Raw genomic sequence first — 20,552 nt, forward strand, 5'->3', positions numbered from 1 at the left:
AGGGTTCCCTGAAATCGCGCACACCTCCTGACGCCGGGGGCACCAGACCACCCGTGGGTGACGCCCCGGCTCCCCGTTATCGCTCGTACCCTTCGATGCGCACCTGGTCGCCGACGGTGACGTTGTGGCGGGTCGTCCAGTCGTAGTTCACCTCGAGGACGTACTGGCCGTAGCCGGGGTACTCGTAGTCGTTCCCGTCGGCCCCCTCCGGTGGCTCCTCGGCGTGGTGGATGCGCGTGATAGTGCCGTTGCCGGCGACGTAGACGATGTCGATACCGAAGCTCATCCCGCGCATCACGTACGTGTGGTCGTCGTTCCCGTCGTAGGGGAACAGCATTCCGCGGTCCGGTGGGAGGTACGCCGTCTCGGAGAGCCCGGTGTACTTCTGCCGGTAGCTCTCGGCGACGGCCGCGCGGACGCGGCCGAGTTCAGTGTCGTTCTCGGCGTCCTCGACGACGACCGTCGCGTGCTGGTAGTCTGAGTTGACCGGCGTGGAGGTGCCCTGCGCGCCGGCGTTCCCGCCCGCGCTCGTGCCGTTACCCGCCGCAGGCGCGGCGGTCGAGTTCGGTGGGTGGTAGCCGTCCGTCGTCAGGAACGGTCCGACGAGCCCCTGGACGCCGACGGTCAGTACCGCTAGCAGCAGGCCACCGAGCACGACCGCCAGCGCCACGCGACGGGTCTCCATCACCATCCGGTAGGACGGAAGGGCGGCTAAGCGTTGTGGACGGGGACGGTACCGACCCTGTACTCGGAGGGTAATTACTCTAAATCGGTAATAATGGAAATATTCTCCAATAATATTAGATAGATTGGGTATATATCGTGAATGTTTCTGGTCCCCGTGCTCGCGCGGAAGGCAAGCGTTATTCCGGTCGCCCGTTCACTCGCGGATGCGGGGCCGTGGTCTAGTGGTTATGACGCTTCCCTTACAAGGAAGAGGTCGGTGGTTCAAATCCGCCCGGCCCCATCGAGGACCGCCGAACGCAGTGAGGCGTATCCGAGCCGTCCGGCGGTTTGAACCAGGGAGTGGAGTGAAGCGGAACGACCGTGGTTCAAATCCGCCCGGCCCCATCGAGGACCGCCGAACGCAGTGAGGCGTGTCCGAGTCGTCCTGCGGTTTGAACCCCGTCACGAGCGACCTGCGGGAGCGAAGTGACGACGGTTCAAATCCGCCCGGCCCCACTCCGCCCGGCACTGCTCGCCCGACTATCACCGGTCGATGACGACGATTTCGGGCTCTGAAGCTCCCCCGCTCACTACTTATCCGTGGAGACCCCTCATCTGGACGAACGGATGGACAAGCGCGCGGTATCCCCGGTCATCGCGGTGGTGCTGATGGTGGCGATAGTGGTGGTGCTGGCTGCTACCGTCGGCGCGCTCGCGTTCTCGTTCGGTGACTCGGCCCAGCCGCGTGAGCCGCAGATTCAGGTCTCGCACACCGTCACCGACGACGGTGACCCACTCATCGCCATCACGCACGAGTCCGGCGACGCCATCGCCGTGGACCAGCTCTACGTGACCGCGTCCACGAACGTCGATATCGGGAGCAAGTCAGTGGCCGACGACAAGCACGCCAGCGAGCGAGAGGCGTTCGCGGAGTCCAGCAGCGGCAACCCGCAGGTCGATGTCGGTGACACCTGGGATGCGGGCGAAACGGTGTATCTCGACCCCGACGGCGATGTCGAGGGGGTCACGGTCCGCATCAACTGGAACACGCAACCGGTGCAGGACGTGAACCCGGGGAAGGTGGAGGGAGCGGACAGCTACGAACTGGTCGAGTTCACGGTCTGAGGGGGCGACGCCCCTCGTCCGGTGCACGGCGTCGGCGCAAGGGGTTTGTCGGGGGCTCTCCAACGGGAGGTATGTCAAGTCAGGCAGGGTCGGACTGTCCGGAGTGCGGCGGACAGCTCGTCTCCGACGACGGGATGGAGTACACGTGCCGGGAGTGCGGGCGCACGTTCGACTCGGCGGACGTGTTCCTGCTGTGAGCGCCCGGTGCGGCGGTGACCGGTCCGCTCCGGCGAGACCACGCGAGGGCAGCGTCCCCCACGGCGTTTCGACACCCTTTTGGTGGGAATCGTCCTTCGGTCGAATGCACGCCGCCTTAGCTCAGCCTGGGAGAGCACTCGACTGAAGATCGGGCTGTCCCCCGTTCAAATCGGGGAGGCGGCATATTTCGAGACGGTGAGCGTAGCGAACCGTCGAGAAAACGACGCCGAGCCGATTTGAGCCTGGAAGTCGCAGCGCCGAGCGGAGCGGGGCGACCGTCTTCCTCCGTTCAAATCGGGGAGGCGGCCCGTTTCTGCGGTAGACCACGCGAACGAGCGTAGCGAGTGAGCCGCGTCGTCGGTGGTGCCGTCTCGCTGGACATGCGCCTGGCGGTTCGCGCGTCTGGAGAACGCGTCGGGAGCGCCCGGCGGAAACCATTACTCGCCGGCCCCGGACGAGATGGTATGGCAGCCGACGAGCCGGTCGACGACACCGAGCCTGCGGACGCGTTCGCGCTCGTGGGCAACGAGACCCGCGCCGAAATCCTCCGAGTGCTGGGCGAGGACCCGTGGTCGGGCCTCTCGTTCTCCGAACTCCGCTCGCGGGCCGCGCCCGATATGGACAGCGGGCAGTTCAATTACCACCTCCAGCAGCTGGTCGGGCAGTTCGTCCGGCAGACCGACGACGGCTACGAGATGCGCCCGGCCGGGGCGACCCTCTACCGGACCATCCGCGCGGGGACGTTCAACCGCCGCGCCAGCGTCGAGCCGTTCCCGGCTGGGTTCGACTGCTACTTCTGTGGCTCCGGCGTCGAGGCCAGCTACGACGACGGGATGTTCGACCTGTCCTGTTCGGGCTGTAGCCACGTCTACGCCCGCACGATGGCGCCTCCCAGCGCCGTCGAGGGGGTCGCCCCGGACGACCTGCTCGCCCGCATCGACCAGTACAACCGCCACAACATGCTGGCGTTCGCCCGCGGGGTGTGTCCCATCTGCGTGAGCGGGCTCGACAGCGAGTTCCTGCCCGGCGAGGAAGCCTGGACCGAGGGCGCCGAACGGTTCGACGTCTTCGTCCGCCACACCTGCGACCACTGTGGCAACACCCACTACATGACGGTCGGGCTGGCGCTGCTGTACCGCCCGGAGCTGGTCTGCTTCTTCCACGAGCGCGGCCTCGACGTGACCAGCGTCCCACACTGGGAACTCCCCTTCCTCATGACCGACCGGGACGTGACCATCCGCGCCGCGGACCCGTGGGAGGTGGCCCTCGAGACGACCTACGACGGCGACCGCCTGGAACTCGTCGTCGACGAGGACCTGACGCTGGTCGAGCAGCGAGTTGTCGAGAACGTGTAGCTCGCTATTCTCGAATAGTCTTGATACGTCTGTTATGTTTGTGCTATGTGGCGAACCTGTATCGAATTCCGGGGTGAACGGAGCTATCGCTGGTCCGTCGGCCGCACCATGAGTTCGTTGACGCTGACGTGACGTGGCTGGCCGACCGCGTAGAGGACGGCGGCGGCGATGTCGTCCGGCTGGAGCGCCTCCATCGACTCCACCCAGCCCTCGAGTCGCTCTTTCACCTCCTCGTCCGGGATGTGCTCCTGCAGTTCCGTGTCGACCGCGCCGGGTTCGACGATGGTCGTCCGGACGCCGTTCTCGGTCTCCTCCTTGCGAAGCGCGTCGGTGAATCCGTTGACGCCCCATTTGGTCGCGTTGTAGCCCGCCGCGGTCTGACTGGTGGTGCGCCCGGCGACCGAGGAGACCTGCACGAGGTCGCCCCCGCCGCGGAGGTGCGGGAGCGCGGCCTTGCTCGCGTTCATCAGGCCGAGCAGGTTCACCTCGACCATCGTCCGCCAGTCGTCCGGGTCGGCGTCCGCGACCTGCTGGAGGAGCATCACACCCGCGTTGTTCACGAGCACGTCGAGGTCGCCGAACGCGTCGACCGTCTCCGCGACGAGGTCGTCGACGGCCTCGCGGTCGGTCACGTCCGTCGGGACGACCAGCGCCTCGCCGGGACTGCCATCGATGTCGGCGGCGAGCGATTCCAGCCGGTCCGCGCGCCGGGCCGCCAGCGCCACCGAGACCCCCTCCTCGCCGAGTGCTCGGGCGGTCGCCGCGCCGATGCCGGAGGAGGCCCCGGTCACGATGGCCACCTCCCCGTCCATGTCGCGTGTGAGCGAACGCATCGCTGGTCGAAGGGGTGGCTGGCGTATGAAGCTACGTGCGCCGGCGAGCCGGGCGGCGTTCCCGGCGCCGCGCGCGGCCGCTCGCTGGCCGGGTCAGTACCGGACCACGGCGTCGACGATGCCGGCCGTCTGGCCGACGCCCACGAGGACGAGGCCGGCGACGAGCGCGCGCTGGCCGCCGGCGCCGAACAGCCCGCCGAAGTAGACGACCGCACCGGCCACGCAGAGGCCACCCGCCGCGAGGTAGACACTCCGTGGGCCGTCCTCGGTCATCTCGCGGCCGGTCTCCAGGAGGCCGACGGCCGGGAGCAGCATCCAGCCGCCGACGGCGAGCGAGAGGAACACCTGTTCGAGGGCAGGGACGCCGAGCCCGACGATTCCGGCCACCGTGACCGGGATGCCGGCGGCGACGACCAGCCACCAGACCGAGAGGATTCCCTCGCGCATCTCCTGGTAGGAGAGCGCCGCGAAGCCGACGAGGAGGACGGCCATCACGACGTGTGCGACGAGCAGCGTGCGCGTCGTCACGAGGTCGACGTGGGCAGCGATGACGACTGCCCACGCTGCTGGGACCAACAGCGCCGGGCCGTTCGCGCGAAGGCTACGGAACACAGGTGGGGTTCGTGTCCGGGGCCAATCAATCCGCCCGGTCGTCGGTTCACCCGTTCGGGGTCCGCTGGACACAGCCGGGCTCGAACTACCGGCCCACCGACTCGACAGTGAACGTCGGGTCCGGCTGGCACGGTTGTCGAGGTCGACGGCCACGTCCGCCGTCTCGTTGCCCCCGGTTTCCCGTCGTCGTCGGCCAGTCCCGTTATTGCCTGTCTCACCGGGTGAGAACCCGTCTCGTGGGTGTCTCGTCCCGGAAGGATTATATGTGCGACTCTCCCCGGTGGTTGTATGGCAACTGGCAAAGTTGATTTCTTCAACGACACCGGCGGCTACGGTTTCATCGAGACGGAAGACGCAGACGACGACGTGTTCGTCCACATGGACGACGTCGAGGGTCCGGACCTGGAGGAGGGCGAGGAGCTCGAATTCGACATCGTCGAGACGGACAAGGGCCCCCGCGCCCAGAACCCGCGCCGCGTCTGAAGCTGGACGACTCGGCCGCACCGTAACCAAGACTTTCTCCGTATTTCACCGCGAACAGCGACAGCACCGGCACCGGTCTCGCGACCGACGGGACCCGCTCAGCTGCTACCCGTCGCCTCGTCCAGCCAGGGCGGGTCGTCGACGGTCGTGGAGCCGACGCCGGTGATGCTGTACGCCGACTCGAACGTCGCCGTCCCCCCATCGGCGGTCGTTCCGGTCCAGCCCCACGACTCGGAGCGGACCAGCCCATCGCCATCGACGAGGACCGTGTAGGTCCAGTCGACCTCCTCGAGTCGGTCCGGGTCGGCCCCGCCGGCGCTGCCGGCGCCGCCCGCGGCGAACCACGGAACGGTCGCACGCTCGGCCAGCTCGTAGCGCGTGACCTGCACGCCGTCGAACGTCTCCTGGCTCGTGGCGACCAGGTCGTCGGTGTCGGTCGCCGCGTAGAGGCCGCCGTACGCGAGACCGGTGGCCACGAGGTCGGTGTCACCGGGGGCACTGGCGTAGCCGGCCTCGTCCCCGGCACCGTATCGGGTGTACGTGACGCCGTCGACGTGGAACTGCTGCCAGCCCTCGGTCTCCGCGCCGTCGCTGGATTCCCAGGTGGTCAGCGAGCGCTCACCGGCGAGGTCGACCGCGTGGGTCACGCTGAGTTCGCCGGTCTCGGCGTCGAGCCCCGTTCCGCCGTAGCGCCACGTCGCCGTGAAACTCCCCGCGTCGCGCAGCACCTGTTCCCGGTCCGCCGCCGCGAACCCATCGCCCGACGCGTCGCCGTCGGTGACGCCACCACCACCGTCGCCCCCGGGAGCGTCGCCACCGTTCCCGTCCGAATCACCGTCGCCGGGCGCGGCGGGACCGCCTATGTTCGTGCAGCCGGCGAGCAACACGAGCACCGCCACGCCCAGTACAGCCGCTCTCCTCGCAGTCATGCGGCGGGTACGCCGTTCCTGCATATGAACCTATCCCGCGGTCGTTGACCGGATGTCGCGAGGCGCGCAGCGACCCACACGTCGCGTCACCGCTCCGGACCGACCTTCTCCGTGACGCGGAACCCCTCGGGCGGTGCGAGGACGCCCGCGATGGTCCCCATCGAGTGGACGACGGTGACGAGCGGCGCCAGCGGCACCGCGAGCGCCCACGTCAGCGAACTGCCGCCGTAGTAGACCGCGCCGCGGACGAACCAGAACGCGGTGGCGCCGGCCAGCCCCAGCGAGACCAGCAGGAACAGCCCACCGTACGCGACCGAGACGCCCAGCAGCGCCAGCGGCACCGCGACGAGGGTGACGACCGGCGAGAGCGCCCACGCGTAGTTGCGGACGCGGGTGAGCGCCTCGTACCGCGCCGGGAGCATCGAGGCGGCCTGCAGGTTCCCCGCGGCCCAGCGCCGGCGCTGCTGCATGATCTCGTACAGCGACGGCGGCGCCTCGTTACGGCAGGTCGCCTGTCCCAGTGCGAACGTCGGGTCGGCCTCGCGGAACGCCGCCCAGACGAACGCGGTGTCCTCGACGATGGTCTCGCGGTTCCACGTCACCTGGTCCTCCAGGTCCGCCCGGACCGCGATGCCGCCACCCCACGCGAACAGCGGGATGTCGAGCCGCGCGAACGCGCGCTGCTCGATCTGGACGCCCATCCGGTAGATGTCCGCCAGGTAGGGGAGGACGCCGCCGCTCCGGCGTGGTTTCTCGCGGAGTTGGACGACATCGGCATCGGGCAGCCCCTCGAACGACTCCACGACGCTGTCCTCGTCGAGGTACGCGACGAACTCGCGGTCGTGGTCGACGTTGCGGCGGGCCCACTCGATGGCGCGGCCCTTCCGGACGGCCTCGCAGTCGAACTCGTCCGGGACGACGTGGACCGTCGCGCCCGCCACGTCGATGGGCGCCTCCGCGACGACGTGGACGTCGTCGAACCGATCGGGAAGCGAGTCGACGGTGGCCTGTACCACGTCCTCGGCGTCGATGGTCAGAACCCGGACGTGGACCTCATCGGGGCCGTACTCGACCTCTGGTGGCTCGTATCCCGCCCCCACGACGTAGGTGAGGACGACCCAGACGAGGGCCGTCCCGCCGAAGAGGACCGTCGTGGTCCAGAGCGTCGCGTCGAGGAGCGTCCACCCCGGAGCCACACCGGGCAGCGCCAGCGGTGTGAGTGCCGCAGTCGCCACGAGCAGGAGCGCCCCGGCGACCGCGACCAGCGAGTAGCGTTCGGCGTTCATGTCACTCGTGTCGAGTCGTCGGACACACTTCAACCGGGAACGCCGTTCGGGCGGTTCGTGGCCGTTCACGGGCGATGAACGGTCTGAACGGTCGGCCGTCGGGGGCCTACAGCGGCTCCTCGGCCCGGTAGTGGATGGCCATCGGGAGCCCCTCGGCGTCGGTCGGGGGGTCGGGCGGGAGCGAGCGCAACGTCGCCCGGCCGGGGCGGGCGGTGTAGGCGAGCGCCAGCGCGTCCAGTACGTCGTGGACGGTGACGCGGGCGTCGCCGGCGGCCTCGGCGGCCGACTGGACCGCGGGCGGGGCATCGTGGTCGAACTCGGCGAGCGCGCGCATCCGCTCGGCGTAGCCGCCGGCCGTCGAGCGCGGGTGTTCGGGGGGATCGCCGGCGAACGCGGCGAAACAGACCTCTGGATGGGACTCGGCCACGATGTCGCGGGCCTCGGGCACCTCGCTCAGGAGGTCGTCGAGCGCGGCGGCGGCGTCGGCCAGTTCGAAGGCGCGCTCGGCCAGCTCCCGGCCCGTCACGCGCTCGTGGACGCGCGCCGCGGCCGGGTAGCGACGCTTGCGCGCGGCCTCGCGAACGGGCGGGTCGACCACTACGTGTCCCCGCTCGCCGAGCACCTCGCGGGCCAGTTCGTCGCACCCGCGGGGGCTCCCGTCGCTCCCGACGGAGCCGATGGGCGCGCCGACGAGGATGCGGGCGGCCGTCTCCTCGTAGTGGGTCCAGCAGGCGCCGATGCCCTCGTGAGCACCGGCGCCGGCGAGCCCGTCGCCGTCGAACGCGGCCGCGAACCAGCCCTCGCCGTCGCTGGGCACCGCCCCGACGTACAGCGACCCGCCCACGGACATGCCTCCGGTTCGGAGACCGGCCGAGGAAAACCCTCCGGCGCCGTCGGTCAGGCGTCGGACGCGCCCGGACGGGGACCGCCGTCGGGACGGTCGTCTGCCGGCCGTCTGACGCGGTTTGATATACCATGACACGAAATCTTGCGGTCGCCATGTCGACCCGACGGGGCCCACCCGAGCCGCTCGTGGCCGGCTACAGCGGGCCGCTCGGCCGGCGGCTCCTCCGTGTCCGGCGGGGCTGCCGGCACGCGCGCGATTCCTGTCGCGCGGTGCTCCGCCGCCGCATCGGCTCGACGCGCACGTTCCCGCTCGACCCCTCGGACATGCGCCTCGCCTACGGCTACCAGCAGGTCCTCCTCACCGTGCTGGTGGTGGCCGCGCTGTCGGGGCTCGGAATGCGCCTGTTCGCGACGGAGCTGTTCCGGGCGCTCGTCTCCCGTGACCTGCTGCTGGTCGTCGGGTTCAACGCCAGCATCAGCGCGGGTGGCGTCGTCACGGGGCTCGCTGCCCGGCGCTACTGGCGGTGGTCCCGCCGGGCGTCGGTCAGGTTCACGGCGCTCGTCCGCGCGACGTCGGAGACACGACGGCTCTGACCCGGGAGGACCGTTCAGTCGCCCAGCATCGTGGCCATCTCCTCGACGAGCCACTCGATACGGTCCGCGTACGTCTGCATGAACCGGTCGGCCCCGTCCGAATCGAACTGCGTCCGGAGGTAGCGCCCGAAGATCCGCACCTGCCCGTCCAGCGACGCCACCCCCAGCCCGACCGGCGACCCCCGCCACGACGGCGGGGTGAAGAACGGCCGCTCCTCGGTGTCCGTCCCCACCGAGGGGTAGGTCGGGATGTTCCCGAGATTGGTCAGGATGATGGTGTCGGTCAGGCGCATCCCCGGCCCCCGGAGGAGTTCGGGGAGTTCCTGCCGGAGCCCGATGGGGAGCTCGTCGGGGAGTAGCGCGAGCGCCTTGTAGAGCGCGGCGGCGCGGTCGCGCTCCTTGATGCGGGTCGTCTGGAAGGAGACGTGGTCGAGGAGGTCCGCGGCATCGCGCCGGTCGCCCCGGCCGCTCCGGACCGACTCGAACATGGAGTACATCGCCATCACCTGGTGGAACCACTCCTTCGGCCGGAGGTTGACCGGCATCATCACGCTCAGGCGCCCGGTCACCTTCCCGTGGGCGTCGTTCCAGTCGGCCATCGCGAGGTGGAGTGCCGACAGCAGCACGTCGTTGACCGAGATGTCGTCCGGACGGTCGCGGACGAGGCGGGTGGTCAGCTCCTGGCTCAGGTCGTACCGGGCGTATCCCCACCCGTCAACGTCGCGGCCGCCGTCCGTCGCGAGGCTCGTGGGGCGCGTGATGGATTCGCGGGCGCGTCGGGCCAGCGAGTCCATCGCCTGCACCGCGTCGGCGATGCGGCTCGGCTCGATATCCTGGAGGAACGACCGTGACTCCTGCAGCGTGACCGGGTCCCGCATCGGCTCGTTGCCCTTGTACGCCTCCCAGACCGCCTGCGAGTACCGGAGCGTGCCCAGGCCGTCGCCCGCGACGTGGCTGGTCGACTGGAGGACACGGTCACCGCCGTCGAGGCCACCGCCGCGGTAGATGCAGATGCGGACCGGCGGCTCCTCGGTCAGGTCGAAGCGCTCCCCGTAGATGCGGTTCCGGACGGCCTCGAGTGCCGTCTCGTCGCTGTCCACCTCGATGATGTCGAGCGGCTCCGGGTCGTCCGGGACGACCCACTCGTACCGGGTGTCGGTGAGGCTGGACGGGCGGCGGCGGGCGCTCGCGAGCGGGTGGTAGTCCATCGCCGTGGCGGTCGCCTCCCGGAGCTGCGGGATGTCGACAGTTCCCGTCGACTCGATCTCCCCCTGCATGTTCCACGGCTCGAACGTCTGGTCCATGTGATGGGTCATCTCCTCGAGCGGAGTGAACGGGAGCGTCTCTGTCATGGGGATACGCGACCTGCCGGCGCGGGCAGGTTAAGTGTGGCTCCGGGTCTCAGCCATCGGGACCACCCCCGCCGAAGCGCCAGTCGTCGGTCAGCGCGTCGAGCGCCTCGTGATGGCTGATGCCGTGCGGGGCCGTCAGTGGCGTCACCGACACGTCGCCGGCGAGGATGGCGTGACGGTCTGATTCCTCGGGGTACTGTGCGGGGTCGTGCGCGGGGAGGTGGGGCGGGTTGTCCAGGCCGAGGTCAGCCTCGATGCCGGCAGAGGCCCAGAACGTGTTGTTGAACCTGATGGTGTCGCCGTCGCGTTCGATGCGGGTGTCGTAGTCGGTCAGCGGGCTCGTGACGCGCATCTCGGCGCCGGACTGGGGCGCGATGGCGGGCGCGTTCACGTTGAGGAAGCCGACGCGCTCGCCCGCCCGCTCGCTCGTGGCCTTGCGTCCGGCGGCCGCACCGAACCCCTCGAAGCCGTCGAAGACGGCCGTTTCCAGCGCGCCCGTGACGAGGTGGCGGGTCGCGGCCGCCGGCAGGGCGTAGTCCTCCGGGTCGTCCGGGTCCGGGAGGAAGCCGGTCGGGTCGTACGCGGAGACGGCGATGGCGGGCGTCCCGAGGAAGGCCGCCTCGACGGCGGCCGCGACGGTGCCCGAGTGCCCGAGGATGTACGCGTCGAAGTTCGGCCCGACGTTACACCCCGCGACGACCAGGTCCGGGCGGTCCTCCAGCCCACGCAGGCCGAACGCGGTACAGTCCGCCGGCGTCCCGTCGACCGCGTAGACATCGTCGTCGCGCCGGGTCACCTCGACGGTGTCCGAACGCGCGCGGCCGACGCCGCTGTGGTCCGTGGTCGGCGCGGCGACCGTCACCCGTGCCTGCTCGGCGAGCGCCGTCCGGAGGGCTTCGAGCCCGGGGCTGTCGATGCCGTCGTCGTTCGTGAGGAGGACGTGCGGGCGCTCGTCGGCGTCGGCGGGACCGCCGGCCTCGCTGGGGGTCGCGTCCACATCGGGAGAGGGAGCGCCCCGGCCTTGAACCCGCCGGCTGTGGCGGTGTTCGGAGGCCGGGGTTGGAATCTCGTGGGGGTCATCGAGCTGTCTCGTATCGACGTGCCCCACGGACCATCCGGACGGTCAACAGTACGACACCGAGGAGATAGGGGAGCCATATCACCCGGTATCTCTCGAGTGGTTGTACGTACTCCGTGATGGCGACGACCATCGAAGCGACTGCGATGTAGAGGGTGTTCGTTCCGATGAAATCCGCCAGTCCCTCCCTGTCGGTGACTCGCTCCGGGTCGTAGCCGGCAATCAGGTTGAGCATCCCGCGATACTTTATCAGTATCCCGAGGGTCGCGACGAAGCCGGCTGCGAGGAAGAGCGAGATCGCTGTCTCCGTACCCATGGCCGACGGATGCTCCTGTACGCCCAAAAATTCCCTTCCCGGAGTGTGGCGAGAGGGCCGAGCCTGTCGGGCATCGCTGGATTCGGCCGCCGACCCGGCGATGCCGCTCCCGACGAACGAGGGGTACTGCTGGGCTGTCCCAGTCGGTGTTCTCTCTCCGCCCGGTCCTCCGTCCGTGGCGCCCGGCTTGAAGTGGGGTCCCCCCCACGACTCCAACGATGGGTGTGCGCGAGGTGGCCGGCCAGGCGTATCGCGAGGCGCTGCCGGCGCTCGCCGCGTCGGCCGTCGGCGGGCTCCTCGCCGGCCTGGTTCTCGGCGGGATGCGCGCGGACCTCGGGAACGTGGAGGGGCTGCTGGTCCTTATCCCGGCGCTGCTCGCGACCCGCGGGAACGTCTACGGTTCGCTGGGCGCCCGCATCGCTACCGGCCTCCATCAGGGGCTCGTCGAGCCTCGCGTGACGGCGGGCGACGAGCGCCTCCGCGCCGCCGTCGCCGCCGCCATCGGGAACGGCCTGCTCGCGAGCCTGTTCGCCGCGACCGTCGCCTTCCTCATCCTGACGCTGCTCGGGGGGTCGCCCGCGCCGCTGCCCGTCCTGGTCGGCATCGCGCTCATCTCCGGGCTGCTCTCGGGCATCGCCCTCTCGACCGTCGTCGTGGTCGTCGTCTTCGCCGGCTACCGGCGCGGCCGCGACCCCGATACGCTGGTCGGGCCGATCGTCACGACCGCGGGCGACGTGTTCGGGCTGACCTTCCTGCTGCTGGCGGTTCGTATCGTCGTCGGCGCGCCCGGAGGTGGGGTGTAGATGCCCACCGAGTGGACCGTCCGCGCCATCACTCGCGCCACGCTCCCCGTCCTGCTGGGACTCACCCTCGTTGAACTCGTCAGTGGCCTCGTCCTCGGCTCCTTCGAGGCGACGCTGCTGCAGTACCCCTCGCTGCTGGTCCTCGTGCCTGTCACCATCGGGACCGCCGGGAACCTCGGGAGCGTACTCGCCTCGCGGCTCTCGACGGCGTTCCACCTGGGGACGCTCTCGTTCGCACCGGACGACGACCGGCTGGCCGGGAACGCGCTCGCGACCGTCCTGCTGGCGCTGACCCTGTTCCCGTTCGTCGGCGGCGGTGCGTGGGTCCTCCAGTCACTCGTCGGCGGGACGGAACTTCCGTTCCTCAGAGTCGTGCTGGTCGCGCTCGTCAGCGGTGCGGCCCTCGCTGTCCTCGCCGTCTTCGTGACCCTCGTCGCGACCTACGTCGCCTACCGCCAGGGCCTGGACCCCGACGACGTGGTCATCCCCGTCGTCACGAACGTCTGCGACGTGCTGGGTGTCGTCGTGCTGTTCCTGGCTGTCGTGCTGCTGGTTCCATAGTGGTCGTCCAGTCGAGATATTGCAATCGGGGGTCGAACCCCCGGGTACTGGGGGAATAGCGAGAATGCTCGTGGCTGATGTCGCCGCCGCACTCACCGCGCGTCCGGTTCGATGTCGGCGAGCAGGTCGAGCGCGAGCTCCGGTGCCCCCCGGTCGGCCAGTTCCTCCAGCTCGACGGCCTGCGAGTCCGTGAGCAGGTCCCGCCGGTAGTACGAGTCGACCAGTTCCTTCGTGGCGCGCGTATCCCAGGGGGTCATACGTTGTATCGTACTCCGTGCGGCGTGGTCGCCGGAGCGGTCCAGTTGGAGGGTGGCGGCCGAGACGTGTAGCGGTGGCGCTGGTTCCCGGATTGCGAGAACTGCTACTCCGTGCCGCGTGTCTCGAGGAACTCGACGACGGAGAGCGACCCGACGAACAGCGCCAGCGGGGCGACGTAGAGGCCGGCCTCCGCGAGCGGGGCCAGGGACCCGGCCGGCCAGAGGGCGACGACGAGACTCACCACCAGCAGGAGCACGACGTGGTCGCGGCGCAGTGTGAGATGCATACCCGCTCGTTCGGGCACGCGGAGCCTATCTCCCCGTACCACCCCACCGTGCGAGACGGTGGCCGGGGCCTGCCGGCTGTTGAAGTGATTCGGTCGGTAGCGCGGCTGCCAGCCACGCCTGCGCACACCCAACAGCATTAGTACGGTCGCGCCACCACCACCGGCAGTGAATCGGCGGGGGCTGCTGTCGCTGGTGCTGGTCGGCGTGTGCGTCGTGAGTCTCGTCGCCGCGGTGCCGCTGCTCGACCAGTCCGGGAACCCCGCCGTGCGGACGTTGCTGGGCGTGGAGGGGACGCCGACGCCGTCCGAGGGGCCGACGAAGCCGACCGTCGGCGCCGTCGAGCGCCCGTACTGGCGGTCGATGTCGTACGACCGGTACACCGGCAACGGCTGGGAACGCACCGGGAACGCGACGGCGTACGACGGCCCGCTGTCGGGGCCCGCGGGCGACGCCGGGCGCGTGACACTCCGCCTTCGCACGGGGAGTGCGGTCCAGACGCTCCCGGCGCCGTGGAAACCCGTCCGCGTGGGGCGGAGTGTTGCCGACGAGACGCGAGTCTACGACGCCGGCCTCCAGCCGGCCGACGAGTTCCGCTCGGGCCGGGCGTTCACGGTCACCAGCCGGGTACCGAACTGGACGGTCGCGGACCTCCGGGCCGCCGGCACCGACTATCCCGCGGCAATCGAGGAGCGCTACACCCAGCTCCCGGCCGAGACGCCGGCGCGGGTCCGACGGCTGGCCGGCAACGTCACGGCGGGCGCGGAGACGCCGTACGCGAAGGCCGTCGCCGTCGAGCGGTGGCTGGAGACGAACAAGCGCTACTCGCTGGATGCCCGCCGGCCCGCCGACGGGTTCGCCGACACCTTCCTCTTCGAGATGGAAGCGGGTTACTGCCAGTACTTCGCCACGGGGATGGTGGCGATGCTCCGCGCCGAGGGGGTGCCAGCGCGCTACGTCTCGGGCTACTCGCCGTACGAGCAGACCGACTTCGGGACCTACACCATCCGCGGCAAGTACGCCCACACGTGGGTCGAGGTCTACTTCCCGGGTGAGGGCTGGGTGACGTTCGACCCGACGCCCGCCGCGGCGCGGGCCGCCGCGCGCGGGAGCGTCGAGGCGGACCTCGGTGGGCAGCGTGCCGCCGCCCGCCGCGCGGCTGCCGCCCGGACCCCCGGACAGGCGGGCGCCGGCGGGCCGCCGCTCGCGACCCTCCAGAGCGACACGGAGTACGTCCGCGTGAACGCCGAGGTTGACGTCGCCGGGCGTCTCGTCCCGGGGAACGAGGTGACCGTGGCCGCGCGCGCCCCCGACACGGGCGACCCCCTGGTCGACCATCAGGTCCGGTTCAACGGCGACCCCGTCGGCGTGACCAACGGCTCCGGGCAGGTGACCGCCAGGGTCCCGTACGCGGACGCGCTCCGGGTGAGCGTCCACCGCCCGGTCGAGGCCACGGCGACGGGTGGCGATGACGGTGGCGGTGGCGACGACTTCCCGATAGCGACGCCGACGTCCGAGGCGGGAACGCCCGGCGGCGGCGCGGACGGCGGCGATGGCGGCACGGCTCGACCCCGCCAGCCCCGGACCGTCCAGGACCTCCGATACAGCGGCCGTTCGGTGACGCTCGGCGGCCCCATCCAGAACCTCTCGGACGAGGTCCTGTTCACCGTCACCGTCGTCGAAGGTGCCGGACGGTTCACCCCCGGGACCGGCGGCGTCCGGACGGCCACCGCAACCTCGGTCCCTGCCGGGACGGCGGCACCCGACGCGTCGGCACTCCACGCTACCCCCCGGCGGGTGACGAGCGTCCGTGCGCTGGGCGCGGCGCCCCGCGCAGCGACACGTCCGTCCGTCCGCCCGGAGAACACCACCTTCGACCTGAACACCTCCATCGACGTGGCGCTCGCCCCGCGGGCCGCTGCCGCGCCCGGCCGCGAGGTGACCGTCACGGCCGCCATCCAGGGCGTTCCGGTCGCGGACGCGACGGTTTCGGTCGCCGGAGAGACCTACACGACCGACGCCGCCGGCCGCGCCACGTTCCCGGCGCCGTTCAGACCGCGGGCGAACGTCACCGTCCGCCGGGACGCGGCGACGGGGGCCGCGATGCTCGCGGTCCGGACCGACGAGCGGACCCTCGCCTTCGCGAGCGACCCGCGTCCCGGCGGGAACGTCAGCCTGCGCGGGTCCGTCGCGGGCGTCCCGCTCTCGGCGGCGACGGTGACGGTGAACGAGCGCCGCGTCGCTGTGACCGACGACCGTGGGCGGGCGACGGTCCCGGTGCCGTACGCCGAACGGCTGAACGTGACTGTCCGGCGCGACCGGGTTGCCGTGAACGCCTCGCGCGACCTGTCGACCCGGCTTCGGGTCCGGCCGCGCGGCCTCGTCTATCCGGGCGGGAGCGTCGAGACGCGCGTCACGCTGGCCCGGGAGCCGGTGGCGAACGCGACCGTCTTCGTCGGCAGCGAGCCGGTCGGCCGGACGGCCGCGGACGGGTCCGTGACCGTGGACCTCCCCGTCTCGCTCGGGACGAGCGTCGGCGCCCGACGCGGCGCGGCGACCGGCGTCCACCGGGTGACACTGTGGCCGTGGTGGTTCGCCGGGCTCGCGCTGCTCGGCGCGGGCCTCGCCCTCGTCGCGTCTCGGGGCCTCGCGGCGGCCGACATCGACCTCGCCGTCGACCGGTCGCTCCTGACGCGCCCTCGCGAGCTGTTGCGGCTGCTCCGGCTGGGGGTGTTGCTGGCGGGACTGGTCGTGCTCCGGGCCGTCGCGCGCCGGCTCGGCGGCCCCGATGTCGACGTGCCCGACTTCGACGAGGACGAGCCGGCGCCCCCCGACGTGCCGGCGCCCGACGCCGACGAGAACGCCGTCTACCGGACGTGGGCGCGCTTCGCCGACGCGTTCGGCATGGCCGACCGCGCGCCCGGCGAGGTGGCTGACGAGGCGGCGCGCCGGGGGCTACCCGCCGAATCGGTCGCGCGGCTGCGCGAGGCGTTCGAGGCGGTCCGCTACGGCAGCCGCGACCCGGCGGCGACCGAGGACACGGCCCGCGAAGCGTTCCGCGAGGTCGAACGCGCCGGCCGCGAGGTGAACGCCGACGCCCGCGACGAGTCGCGCCACGGACACGACGGCGCCGGTACGAACCGGGGTGATGGCCGATGAAGCGACGCGCACTGGCGGCACTGGCGGTAGCGCTGGCGGCGCTGGGTCTGCTCGCCCGCTCGGGGTCGGTACTGCCGCCGGGACTCACCGCGACCCTCGCTGCTGCCGGCCGCGCCGCCACGCCGGTCGCGGCTGGCGCCCTCGCGCTCGGCACGGCCGTCGGCGCGGCGGCCCTCGTCCGGGGACGGCTCGGCACGACGGCCGCCGACCCGGCCGCATCGTTCCGGGCCACACGGACGCCCCGTGACGACTACCCGCTGCTGGGTGCCGACGTAACTGCGGCGCTCGACCGGGTGGCGCGCGAGGGCCCCGGCGCCGACCCCGACGACCGGGCGACCGTCCAGGCGGCCGTCGAGCGTGCGGGGATGACGGTTCTCTCGCAGACCGAGGGGCTCGACGCGGAGACGGCCCGGCGCCGCTTCCGCCGCGGCGAGTGGACCCGCGACCCGGCGGTCGCGGCGTTCTGCGGGGCCGACGTACAGGTGCCGCTCCGGCGGCGACTCGACGAGGTGCTCGCACCCGACCCCCGGTTCGTCCAGCGTGCCCGCCTGACGGTCGACGCGCTGGCGACGGTCGCCGAGACTCCCTCGAACGCGGGTGCTGTCGGGGCCGCGGGCAGTGTTCGGCACGGCACGGACACGGCCACCGACCGGCCGGGGGGTGAGCGAGCGTGAGCGACCGCGACGTCTCCCCCGATGGCGAGTCGGCGGCGGCCGACCCTCCCTCGCCGGTCTCCAGTGGGCGCTGGGCGGTCGCGGCGGGTATCGCGGTCCTCGCGCTCGGACTGGGCGTGGTGACACAGAACCGCGCGGTGCTGGTGGCTGCGGCGGTCCCGCTGGCCTTCGTCGCGTACGGTCGGCTCTCGACCACGCCGACGCCCGAGCTGGAGGCCCGGCGCTCGTTCGACCCCGCCCAGCCCGCGGTCGGCGAGCGCGTCGCGGTGACCGTCACCGTTCGCAACCGGGGACCGGCACTCCGGGACTGTCGGCTCGCGGACGCCGTCCCGGCGGCACTCGGCGTCGTCGAGGGGGTTGCCGCGTCCGCGACGACGCTCCGCCCCGGCGAGGAGACCTCGTTCACCTATCGAGTGTGCGCGCGCCGCGGCGACCACGAGTTCGGACCGGTCCGGGCAGCGGCCGTCGGCGCGGGCGCGAACGCCGAAACCGTCGCCCTCTCGACCGAGTCACGGCTTCGCTGCCGGGCCACGGGAACGGGAGACGCGACGACCGCGCCGAACGTGAGCAGTGTCGACGGCGCCGCCGACTCGAAGGGCGGCGGCGTCGAGTTCCACGCCGTCCGCGAGTACCAGCGCTCGGACCCGCTCTCACGGGTCGACTGGCGCCGTTTCGCCCGGACGGGCGAACTGGCGACCGTCGAGTTCCGCGAGCACCGCTCCGCGACCGTCGCCATCGTGGTCGACGCCACGGCGCCGACCTTCCAGCGGGCGGGCGACTCGGCGCCGACCGCCATCGAGTACACGCTGTTCGCCGCCGAGGGGGCGTTCGAGGCACTGCTGGAGCGTGACGCCACGGTGGCCCTCGGGTTCGTCCCGGACGCGCCGGCCGCCCTCGGCCCGGGGAGGGGCGTCGACCACCGGACGCTGGGGCGGCGTGCGTTCGACGCCTACGGCCCCGGCGCAACCCGCCCCTCTGCCGAGGTACCCGTCGCGCTCGGTGCGGCCGGCGACCCGGCACGGCGCGACGGGGGGTCCCCCGGAGGGAACGAGCGGGACGGGCCGAGCGGACCGTCGACGGGCGCCGAGGCGGCCGATGGTAGCGGGTACGGCGGGCGCTCGACCGTCCGCTCCGACGGCGGCGACCCGTTCGGCGACGCCTTCGAACCGGCCGACGAAGCGTCCGGGGCGTCGGACGACGAGCGCCCACCCGCCGACACGGAGCCGGGTGTGTACGACCCCGACCTCGATGCCGTCTTCGGCGGCGTGCCCCGCGACACGCCGGGTGAGAACGGGGGCGATGCGGCCGACCCGGTCACGGCGCTGCGGGCGGCGCTCCCGTCGGGCGCGCGAGTGCTGTTCTGCTCGCCGCTCCTCGACGACGAGGCGGCGTCGCTCGTGCGGACGCTCCGGGCCGACGAACACGATGTCCGGGTGCTGTCCCCGGCCCTGGATGCGCCGACGCCGGCCGCGCAACTGTCGGGGTTCGAGCGGGCGGCCCGGGTGACCGAACTCCGGGGCGAGGGTGTCGGCGTCGTGGACTGGACGGACGAACCGTTGCGCGAGGCGCTCGCTCGCACGCTCCGGGAGTGGTGACCGTGGCACGAAGGACCACCGAACGACCGGACGAACGGGACGACGCCGGCGCCCGCGAGTCGGCTGGAACCGGTCCGGCCGGAGTCGACTCGACCCGGCGACGTCCCACGCCGACGAGCGGCGCACTGGCGGCCGTTGCGGCGATACTGGCGGCCGGAGTCGTGCTCGCTGGCGTCGCGACCGTCGGGGCCGTCGCGGTCGTCGCCGAGGGGGCGGTAGCGATGGGCGCCGCGACGCTCCTGCTGGGTCGGTCGCGCCCGCCCGCGCTGGCGGCAGGGGCGTTCCTCGCGGGGGGCGGCGGCCTCCTGCTGGCCGGGGGCGTCGCGGTCACCGCCGCCGGGTCGCCGCCGGTCGTGGGGCTCTCGGCGGCGCTCGCGGCCGGTGGGGTGCTCGTCCTCGTCCCGGTCCTGCTCGGAGCGCCACCGAATCGCCTGGCAGCCGGGGTCGGATTGCCGGGCTGTCTCGCGCTGGCCGGGTTCGGCCTGGCCGTGGCGGCCACCGTCCGCGGGAACCCCATCGCCGCCGCCTCGCTCACCAGCACGCTGGAGGCACTGGCTCCCGGCGTTCTCCGGCCGGCGGCGCCGCTCGCCGAGGCCGGCGTCGTTCTCGGGCTGTCGTGGCTGTGGGCCCGGCGCGCCGTCGCCGACGGCCTCGCGGCGCCAGCCGGGTCGGTCGCCGCCGTCCGTCCGTGGCTCCTGCGCGGGACGGTCGCCCTGTTCGCGGCGACGCTCGTTGCCCCCGCGCTGGGCCCGGGGCTGGCGAGTGCAGCCCGTGACGGGGCCACACACGCGACGCTGGGTGGCCTCGCTGCAGTCACGACCGCGGGATACGCCGCGACGGTCCTGCTCGGTGCGGCCGGCGTCCCCGCGTCGCGCCGGCCGGCGGGGTGGCTGGCGGTCGCCGTCGGCTCCGGGGGGGTCCTGCTCGGGGCGCTCCTCGCCCCGTCGGCGGTCGGCGCGGCCACGCGCGCGCTCGTCGGCGTCGTTCCCGGGTTCGTGCGTGCGGCTGGGTTCCTCACCGACGCCGCCGGGTCGGCCGGCGCCGTCCGGGGCGTGGTGACGCCGCTGGTGGTGTTGCTGGCTATCGCACCGGCGTTCGTCCTGCTCGCGGCGCTGACGGGGGCTGAACGTGTGGGCCTCCTCCGGGGGGAGCGGGGACTCGGCGCGGTGGCTGCGGGCCTCCTGGCGGCCGGCACGCTGGGGTCGGCGGTCCTGACCCGGGACCCTGCGCGGACGGTCGCCGCGGTGGCACTGGCGGTGCTGGTCTGGGACTTCACGGAGTTCGGGCTGTCGATGGACGGGCTCGTCGGCCGGGGAGAAGCGGACAGTACGGCGGATACCGCCGCGCGTTCCGGCCGGCAGTCGGCCGTCGAGCGCGGGCACGCGACGACGAGCCTGGCGGTCGCCGGGGTCGCCATCGCGGCCGGCGTCGGGCTCGGGTCCGTTGCCGACGCCGCCTCGGTGGCCGGACCGGGCGAGGGAGCGGCGGTTGCGTTGCTACTGGGTGCGGCGGCGACGGCGCTCGTCGCCCTCCGCGGTGACTGAT

The 20,552-nt window shown here is 72.1% G+C and carries 22 protein-coding genes and 2 tRNA genes; 13 read left to right on the top strand and 11 right to left on the bottom strand.

Annotation, left to right across the window (positions count from 1 at the left end; translation table 11 throughout):
• Window positions 1–76 precede the first annotated feature (76 nt).
• Entirely contained in the window at window positions 77–685 is a 609-nt protein-coding gene (locus NL115_RS11930) for a DUF192 domain-containing protein (protein ID WP_254829586.1), read from the bottom strand.
• Window positions 686–894: 209 nt separating this feature from the next.
• On the opposite strand from NL115_RS11930, the gene NL115_RS11935 reads away from it, so the two are divergent.
• The 5 genes from NL115_RS11935 to NL115_RS11950 all read left to right on the top strand — a co-directional run bounded on the left by NL115_RS11935 (window position 895) and on the right by NL115_RS11950 (window position 3,344).
• Window positions 895–967: transfer RNA gene (locus NL115_RS11935), tRNA-Val, on the top strand.
• A 326-nt stretch (window positions 968–1,293) separates the two neighbouring features.
• Window positions 1,294–1,791: a type IV pilin domain-containing protein gene (locus NL115_RS11940; RefSeq protein WP_254829587.1), complete on the top strand. Its 498-nt coding sequence runs from the start codon at window positions 1,294–1,296 to the stop codon at window positions 1,789–1,791.
• A gap of 71 nt (window positions 1,792–1,862) precedes the next feature.
• The gene (locus NL115_RS20625) at window positions 1,863–1,988 is read left to right on the top strand and encodes a hypothetical protein (RefSeq protein ID WP_286666526.1); all 126 of its coding nucleotides are present in this window, start codon (window positions 1,863–1,865) and stop codon (window positions 1,986–1,988) included.
• 110 nt (window positions 1,989–2,098) lie between these two features.
• A tRNA-Phe gene (locus tag NL115_RS11945) sits at window positions 2,099–2,172 on the top strand.
• A gap of 281 nt (window positions 2,173–2,453) precedes the next feature.
• Complete coding sequence (locus NL115_RS11950; RefSeq protein WP_254829588.1) at window positions 2,454–3,344, top strand: winged helix-turn-helix domain-containing protein; 891 nt, start codon at window positions 2,454–2,456, stop codon at window positions 3,342–3,344.
• Window positions 3,345–3,427: 83 nt separating this feature from the next.
• On the opposite strand, the gene NL115_RS11955 is transcribed toward NL115_RS11950, so the two are convergent.
• Window positions 3,428–4,177 carry an SDR family NAD(P)-dependent oxidoreductase gene (locus NL115_RS11955; protein ID WP_254829589.1) on the bottom strand — a complete coding sequence of 250 codons (750 nt, stop codon included), beginning with the start codon at window positions 4,175–4,177 and terminating at the stop codon, window positions 3,428–3,430.
• A gap of 93 nt (window positions 4,178–4,270) precedes the next feature.
• On the bottom strand, window positions 4,271–4,789 hold the full coding sequence (locus tag NL115_RS11960) for a hypothetical protein (RefSeq protein ID WP_254829590.1): 519 nt from the start codon (window positions 4,787–4,789) through the stop codon (window positions 4,271–4,273).
• Between the two features lie 288 nt (window positions 4,790–5,077).
• Here NL115_RS11960 and NL115_RS11965 point away from each other — a divergent pair, with 288 nt between their 5' ends.
• Complete coding sequence (locus tag NL115_RS11965) at window positions 5,078–5,272, top strand: cold-shock protein (protein WP_254821166.1); 195 nt, start codon at window positions 5,078–5,080, stop codon at window positions 5,270–5,272.
• 98 nt (window positions 5,273–5,370) lie between these two features.
• On the opposite strand, the gene NL115_RS11970 is transcribed toward NL115_RS11965, so the two are convergent.
• From NL115_RS11970 to NL115_RS11980, 3 genes are all read right to left on the bottom strand, one after another.
• Entirely contained in the window at window positions 5,371–6,201 is an 831-nt protein-coding gene (locus tag NL115_RS11970; protein ID WP_254829591.1) for a DUF7537 family lipoprotein, read from the bottom strand.
• An 86-nt stretch (window positions 6,202–6,287) separates the two neighbouring features.
• A complete protein-coding gene (locus NL115_RS11975) occupies window positions 6,288–7,487 on the bottom strand; it encodes a glycosyltransferase family 2 protein (RefSeq protein WP_254829592.1) in 1,200 nt (399 codons plus the stop codon).
• A 106-nt stretch (window positions 7,488–7,593) separates the two neighbouring features.
• Window positions 7,594–8,331, bottom strand: coding sequence for a DUF429 domain-containing protein (locus NL115_RS11980; protein WP_254833085.1), 738 nt, complete (start codon window positions 8,329–8,331; stop codon window positions 7,594–7,596).
• A gap of 155 nt (window positions 8,332–8,486) precedes the next feature.
• Between NL115_RS11980 and NL115_RS11985 the strand changes: the two genes are divergently transcribed.
• Window positions 8,487–8,927 (top strand): hypothetical protein, encoded by a 441-nt coding sequence (locus NL115_RS11985; protein WP_254829593.1) that lies wholly within the window; start codon window positions 8,487–8,489, stop codon window positions 8,925–8,927.
• A gap of 14 nt (window positions 8,928–8,941) precedes the next feature.
• Here the strand turns inward: NL115_RS11985 and NL115_RS11990 are convergent, their stop codons facing one another.
• The 3 genes from NL115_RS11990 to NL115_RS12000 all read right to left on the bottom strand — a co-directional run bounded on the left by NL115_RS11990 (window position 8,942) and on the right by NL115_RS12000 (window position 11,673).
• Window positions 8,942–10,279, bottom strand: coding sequence for a hypothetical protein (locus NL115_RS11990; RefSeq protein ID WP_254829594.1), 1,338 nt, complete (start codon window positions 10,277–10,279; stop codon window positions 8,942–8,944).
• A gap of 49 nt (window positions 10,280–10,328) precedes the next feature.
• On the bottom strand, window positions 10,329–11,276 hold the full coding sequence (surE, locus tag NL115_RS11995) for a 5'/3'-nucleotidase SurE (RefSeq protein ID WP_254829595.1): 948 nt from the start codon (window positions 11,274–11,276) through the stop codon (window positions 10,329–10,331).
• A gap of 79 nt (window positions 11,277–11,355) precedes the next feature.
• Window positions 11,356–11,673: a DUF3784 domain-containing protein gene (locus NL115_RS12000; protein ID WP_254829596.1), complete on the bottom strand. Its 318-nt coding sequence runs from the start codon at window positions 11,671–11,673 to the stop codon at window positions 11,356–11,358.
• A gap of 218 nt (window positions 11,674–11,891) precedes the next feature.
• Here NL115_RS12000 and NL115_RS12005 point away from each other — a divergent pair, with 218 nt between their 5' ends.
• Window positions 11,892–12,476, top strand: a complete 585-nt coding sequence (locus tag NL115_RS12005) for a magnesium transporter (protein ID WP_254829597.1) — start codon at window positions 11,892–11,894, stop codon at window positions 12,474–12,476.
• Window positions 12,477–13,037 carry a magnesium transporter gene (locus tag NL115_RS12010; RefSeq protein ID WP_254829598.1) on the top strand — a complete coding sequence of 187 codons (561 nt, stop codon included), beginning with the start codon at window positions 12,477–12,479 and terminating at the stop codon, window positions 13,035–13,037.
• Window positions 13,038–13,129: 92 nt separating this feature from the next.
• On the opposite strand, the gene NL115_RS12015 is transcribed toward NL115_RS12010, so the two are convergent.
• Both NL115_RS12015 and NL115_RS12020 read right to left on the bottom strand, forming a co-directional pair.
• A complete protein-coding gene (locus NL115_RS12015) occupies window positions 13,130–13,294 on the bottom strand; it encodes a hypothetical protein (RefSeq protein WP_254829599.1) in 165 nt (54 codons plus the stop codon).
• A gap of 104 nt (window positions 13,295–13,398) precedes the next feature.
• Entirely contained in the window at window positions 13,399–13,581 is a 183-nt protein-coding gene (locus NL115_RS12020; protein WP_254829600.1) for a hypothetical protein, read from the bottom strand.
• A 166-nt stretch (window positions 13,582–13,747) separates the two neighbouring features.
• Between NL115_RS12020 and NL115_RS12025 the strand changes: the two genes are divergently transcribed.
• The 4 genes from NL115_RS12025 to NL115_RS12040 are packed head-to-tail and all read left to right on the top strand — an operon-like array spanning window position 13,748 to window position 20,551.
• Window positions 13,748–16,738 (top strand): transglutaminase domain-containing protein, encoded by a 2,991-nt coding sequence (locus tag NL115_RS12025; RefSeq protein WP_254829601.1) that lies wholly within the window; start codon window positions 13,748–13,750, stop codon window positions 16,736–16,738.
• Window positions 16,735–17,412 (top strand): DUF7269 family protein, encoded by a 678-nt coding sequence (locus tag NL115_RS12030; RefSeq protein WP_254829602.1) that lies wholly within the window; start codon window positions 16,735–16,737, stop codon window positions 17,410–17,412. The genes NL115_RS12025 and NL115_RS12030 overlap by 4 nt, the downstream gene beginning before the upstream one ends.
• A complete protein-coding gene (locus NL115_RS12035) occupies window positions 17,409–19,007 on the top strand; it encodes a DUF58 domain-containing protein (protein ID WP_254829603.1) in 1,599 nt (532 codons plus the stop codon). The genes NL115_RS12030 and NL115_RS12035 overlap by 4 nt, the downstream gene beginning before the upstream one ends.
• Before the next feature lie 2 nt (window positions 19,008–19,009).
• Window positions 19,010–20,551: a hypothetical protein gene (locus NL115_RS12040; protein ID WP_254829604.1), complete on the top strand. Its 1,542-nt coding sequence runs from the start codon at window positions 19,010–19,012 to the stop codon at window positions 20,549–20,551.
• Window position 20,552 lies beyond the last annotated feature (1 nt).

The sequence above is a fragment of the Haloglomus salinum genome, from assembly GCF_024298825.1.
Taxonomy (GTDB): domain Archaea; phylum Halobacteriota; class Halobacteria; order Halobacteriales; family Haloarculaceae; genus Haloglomus; species Haloglomus salinum.

Coding starts and splice junctions, on each gene's coding strand:
- NL115_RS12010 (WP_254829598.1), top strand. CDS start 12,477: ATGCCCACCGAGTGGACCGTCCGCGCCATCACTCGCGCCACGCTCCCC.
- NL115_RS12020 (WP_254829600.1), bottom strand. CDS start 13,581: ATGCATCTCACACTGCGCCGCGACCACGTCGTGCTCCTGCTGGTGGTG.
- NL115_RS11990 (WP_254829594.1), bottom strand. CDS start 10,279: ATGACAGAGACGCTCCCGTTCACTCCGCTCGAGGAGATGACCCATCAC.
- NL115_RS11965 (WP_254821166.1), top strand. CDS start 5,078: ATGGCAACTGGCAAAGTTGATTTCTTCAACGACACCGGCGGCTACGGT.
- NL115_RS11955 (WP_254829589.1), bottom strand. CDS start 4,177: ATGCGTTCGCTCACACGCGACATGGACGGGGAGGTGGCCATCGTGACC.
- NL115_RS12005 (WP_254829597.1), top strand. CDS start 11,892: ATGGGTGTGCGCGAGGTGGCCGGCCAGGCGTATCGCGAGGCGCTGCCG.
- NL115_RS12015 (WP_254829599.1), bottom strand. CDS start 13,294: ATGACCCCCTGGGATACGCGCGCCACGAAGGAACTGGTCGACTCGTAC.
- NL115_RS11950 (WP_254829588.1), top strand. CDS start 2,454: ATGGCAGCCGACGAGCCGGTCGACGACACCGAGCCTGCGGACGCGTTC.
- NL115_RS11985 (WP_254829593.1), top strand. CDS start 8,487: ATGTCGACCCGACGGGGCCCACCCGAGCCGCTCGTGGCCGGCTACAGC.
- NL115_RS12000 (WP_254829596.1), bottom strand. CDS start 11,673: ATGGGTACGGAGACAGCGATCTCGCTCTTCCTCGCAGCCGGCTTCGTC.
- NL115_RS11970 (WP_254829591.1), bottom strand. CDS start 6,201: ATGACTGCGAGGAGAGCGGCTGTACTGGGCGTGGCGGTGCTCGTGTTG.
- NL115_RS20625 (WP_286666526.1), top strand. CDS start 1,863: ATGTCAAGTCAGGCAGGGTCGGACTGTCCGGAGTGCGGCGGACAGCTC.
- NL115_RS12030 (WP_254829602.1), top strand. CDS start 16,735: ATGAAGCGACGCGCACTGGCGGCACTGGCGGTAGCGCTGGCGGCGCTG.
- NL115_RS11975 (WP_254829592.1), bottom strand. CDS start 7,487: ATGAACGCCGAACGCTACTCGCTGGTCGCGGTCGCCGGGGCGCTCCTG.
- NL115_RS11930 (WP_254829586.1), bottom strand. CDS start 685: ATGGAGACCCGTCGCGTGGCGCTGGCGGTCGTGCTCGGTGGCCTGCTG.
- NL115_RS11940 (WP_254829587.1), top strand. CDS start 1,294: ATGGACAAGCGCGCGGTATCCCCGGTCATCGCGGTGGTGCTGATGGTG.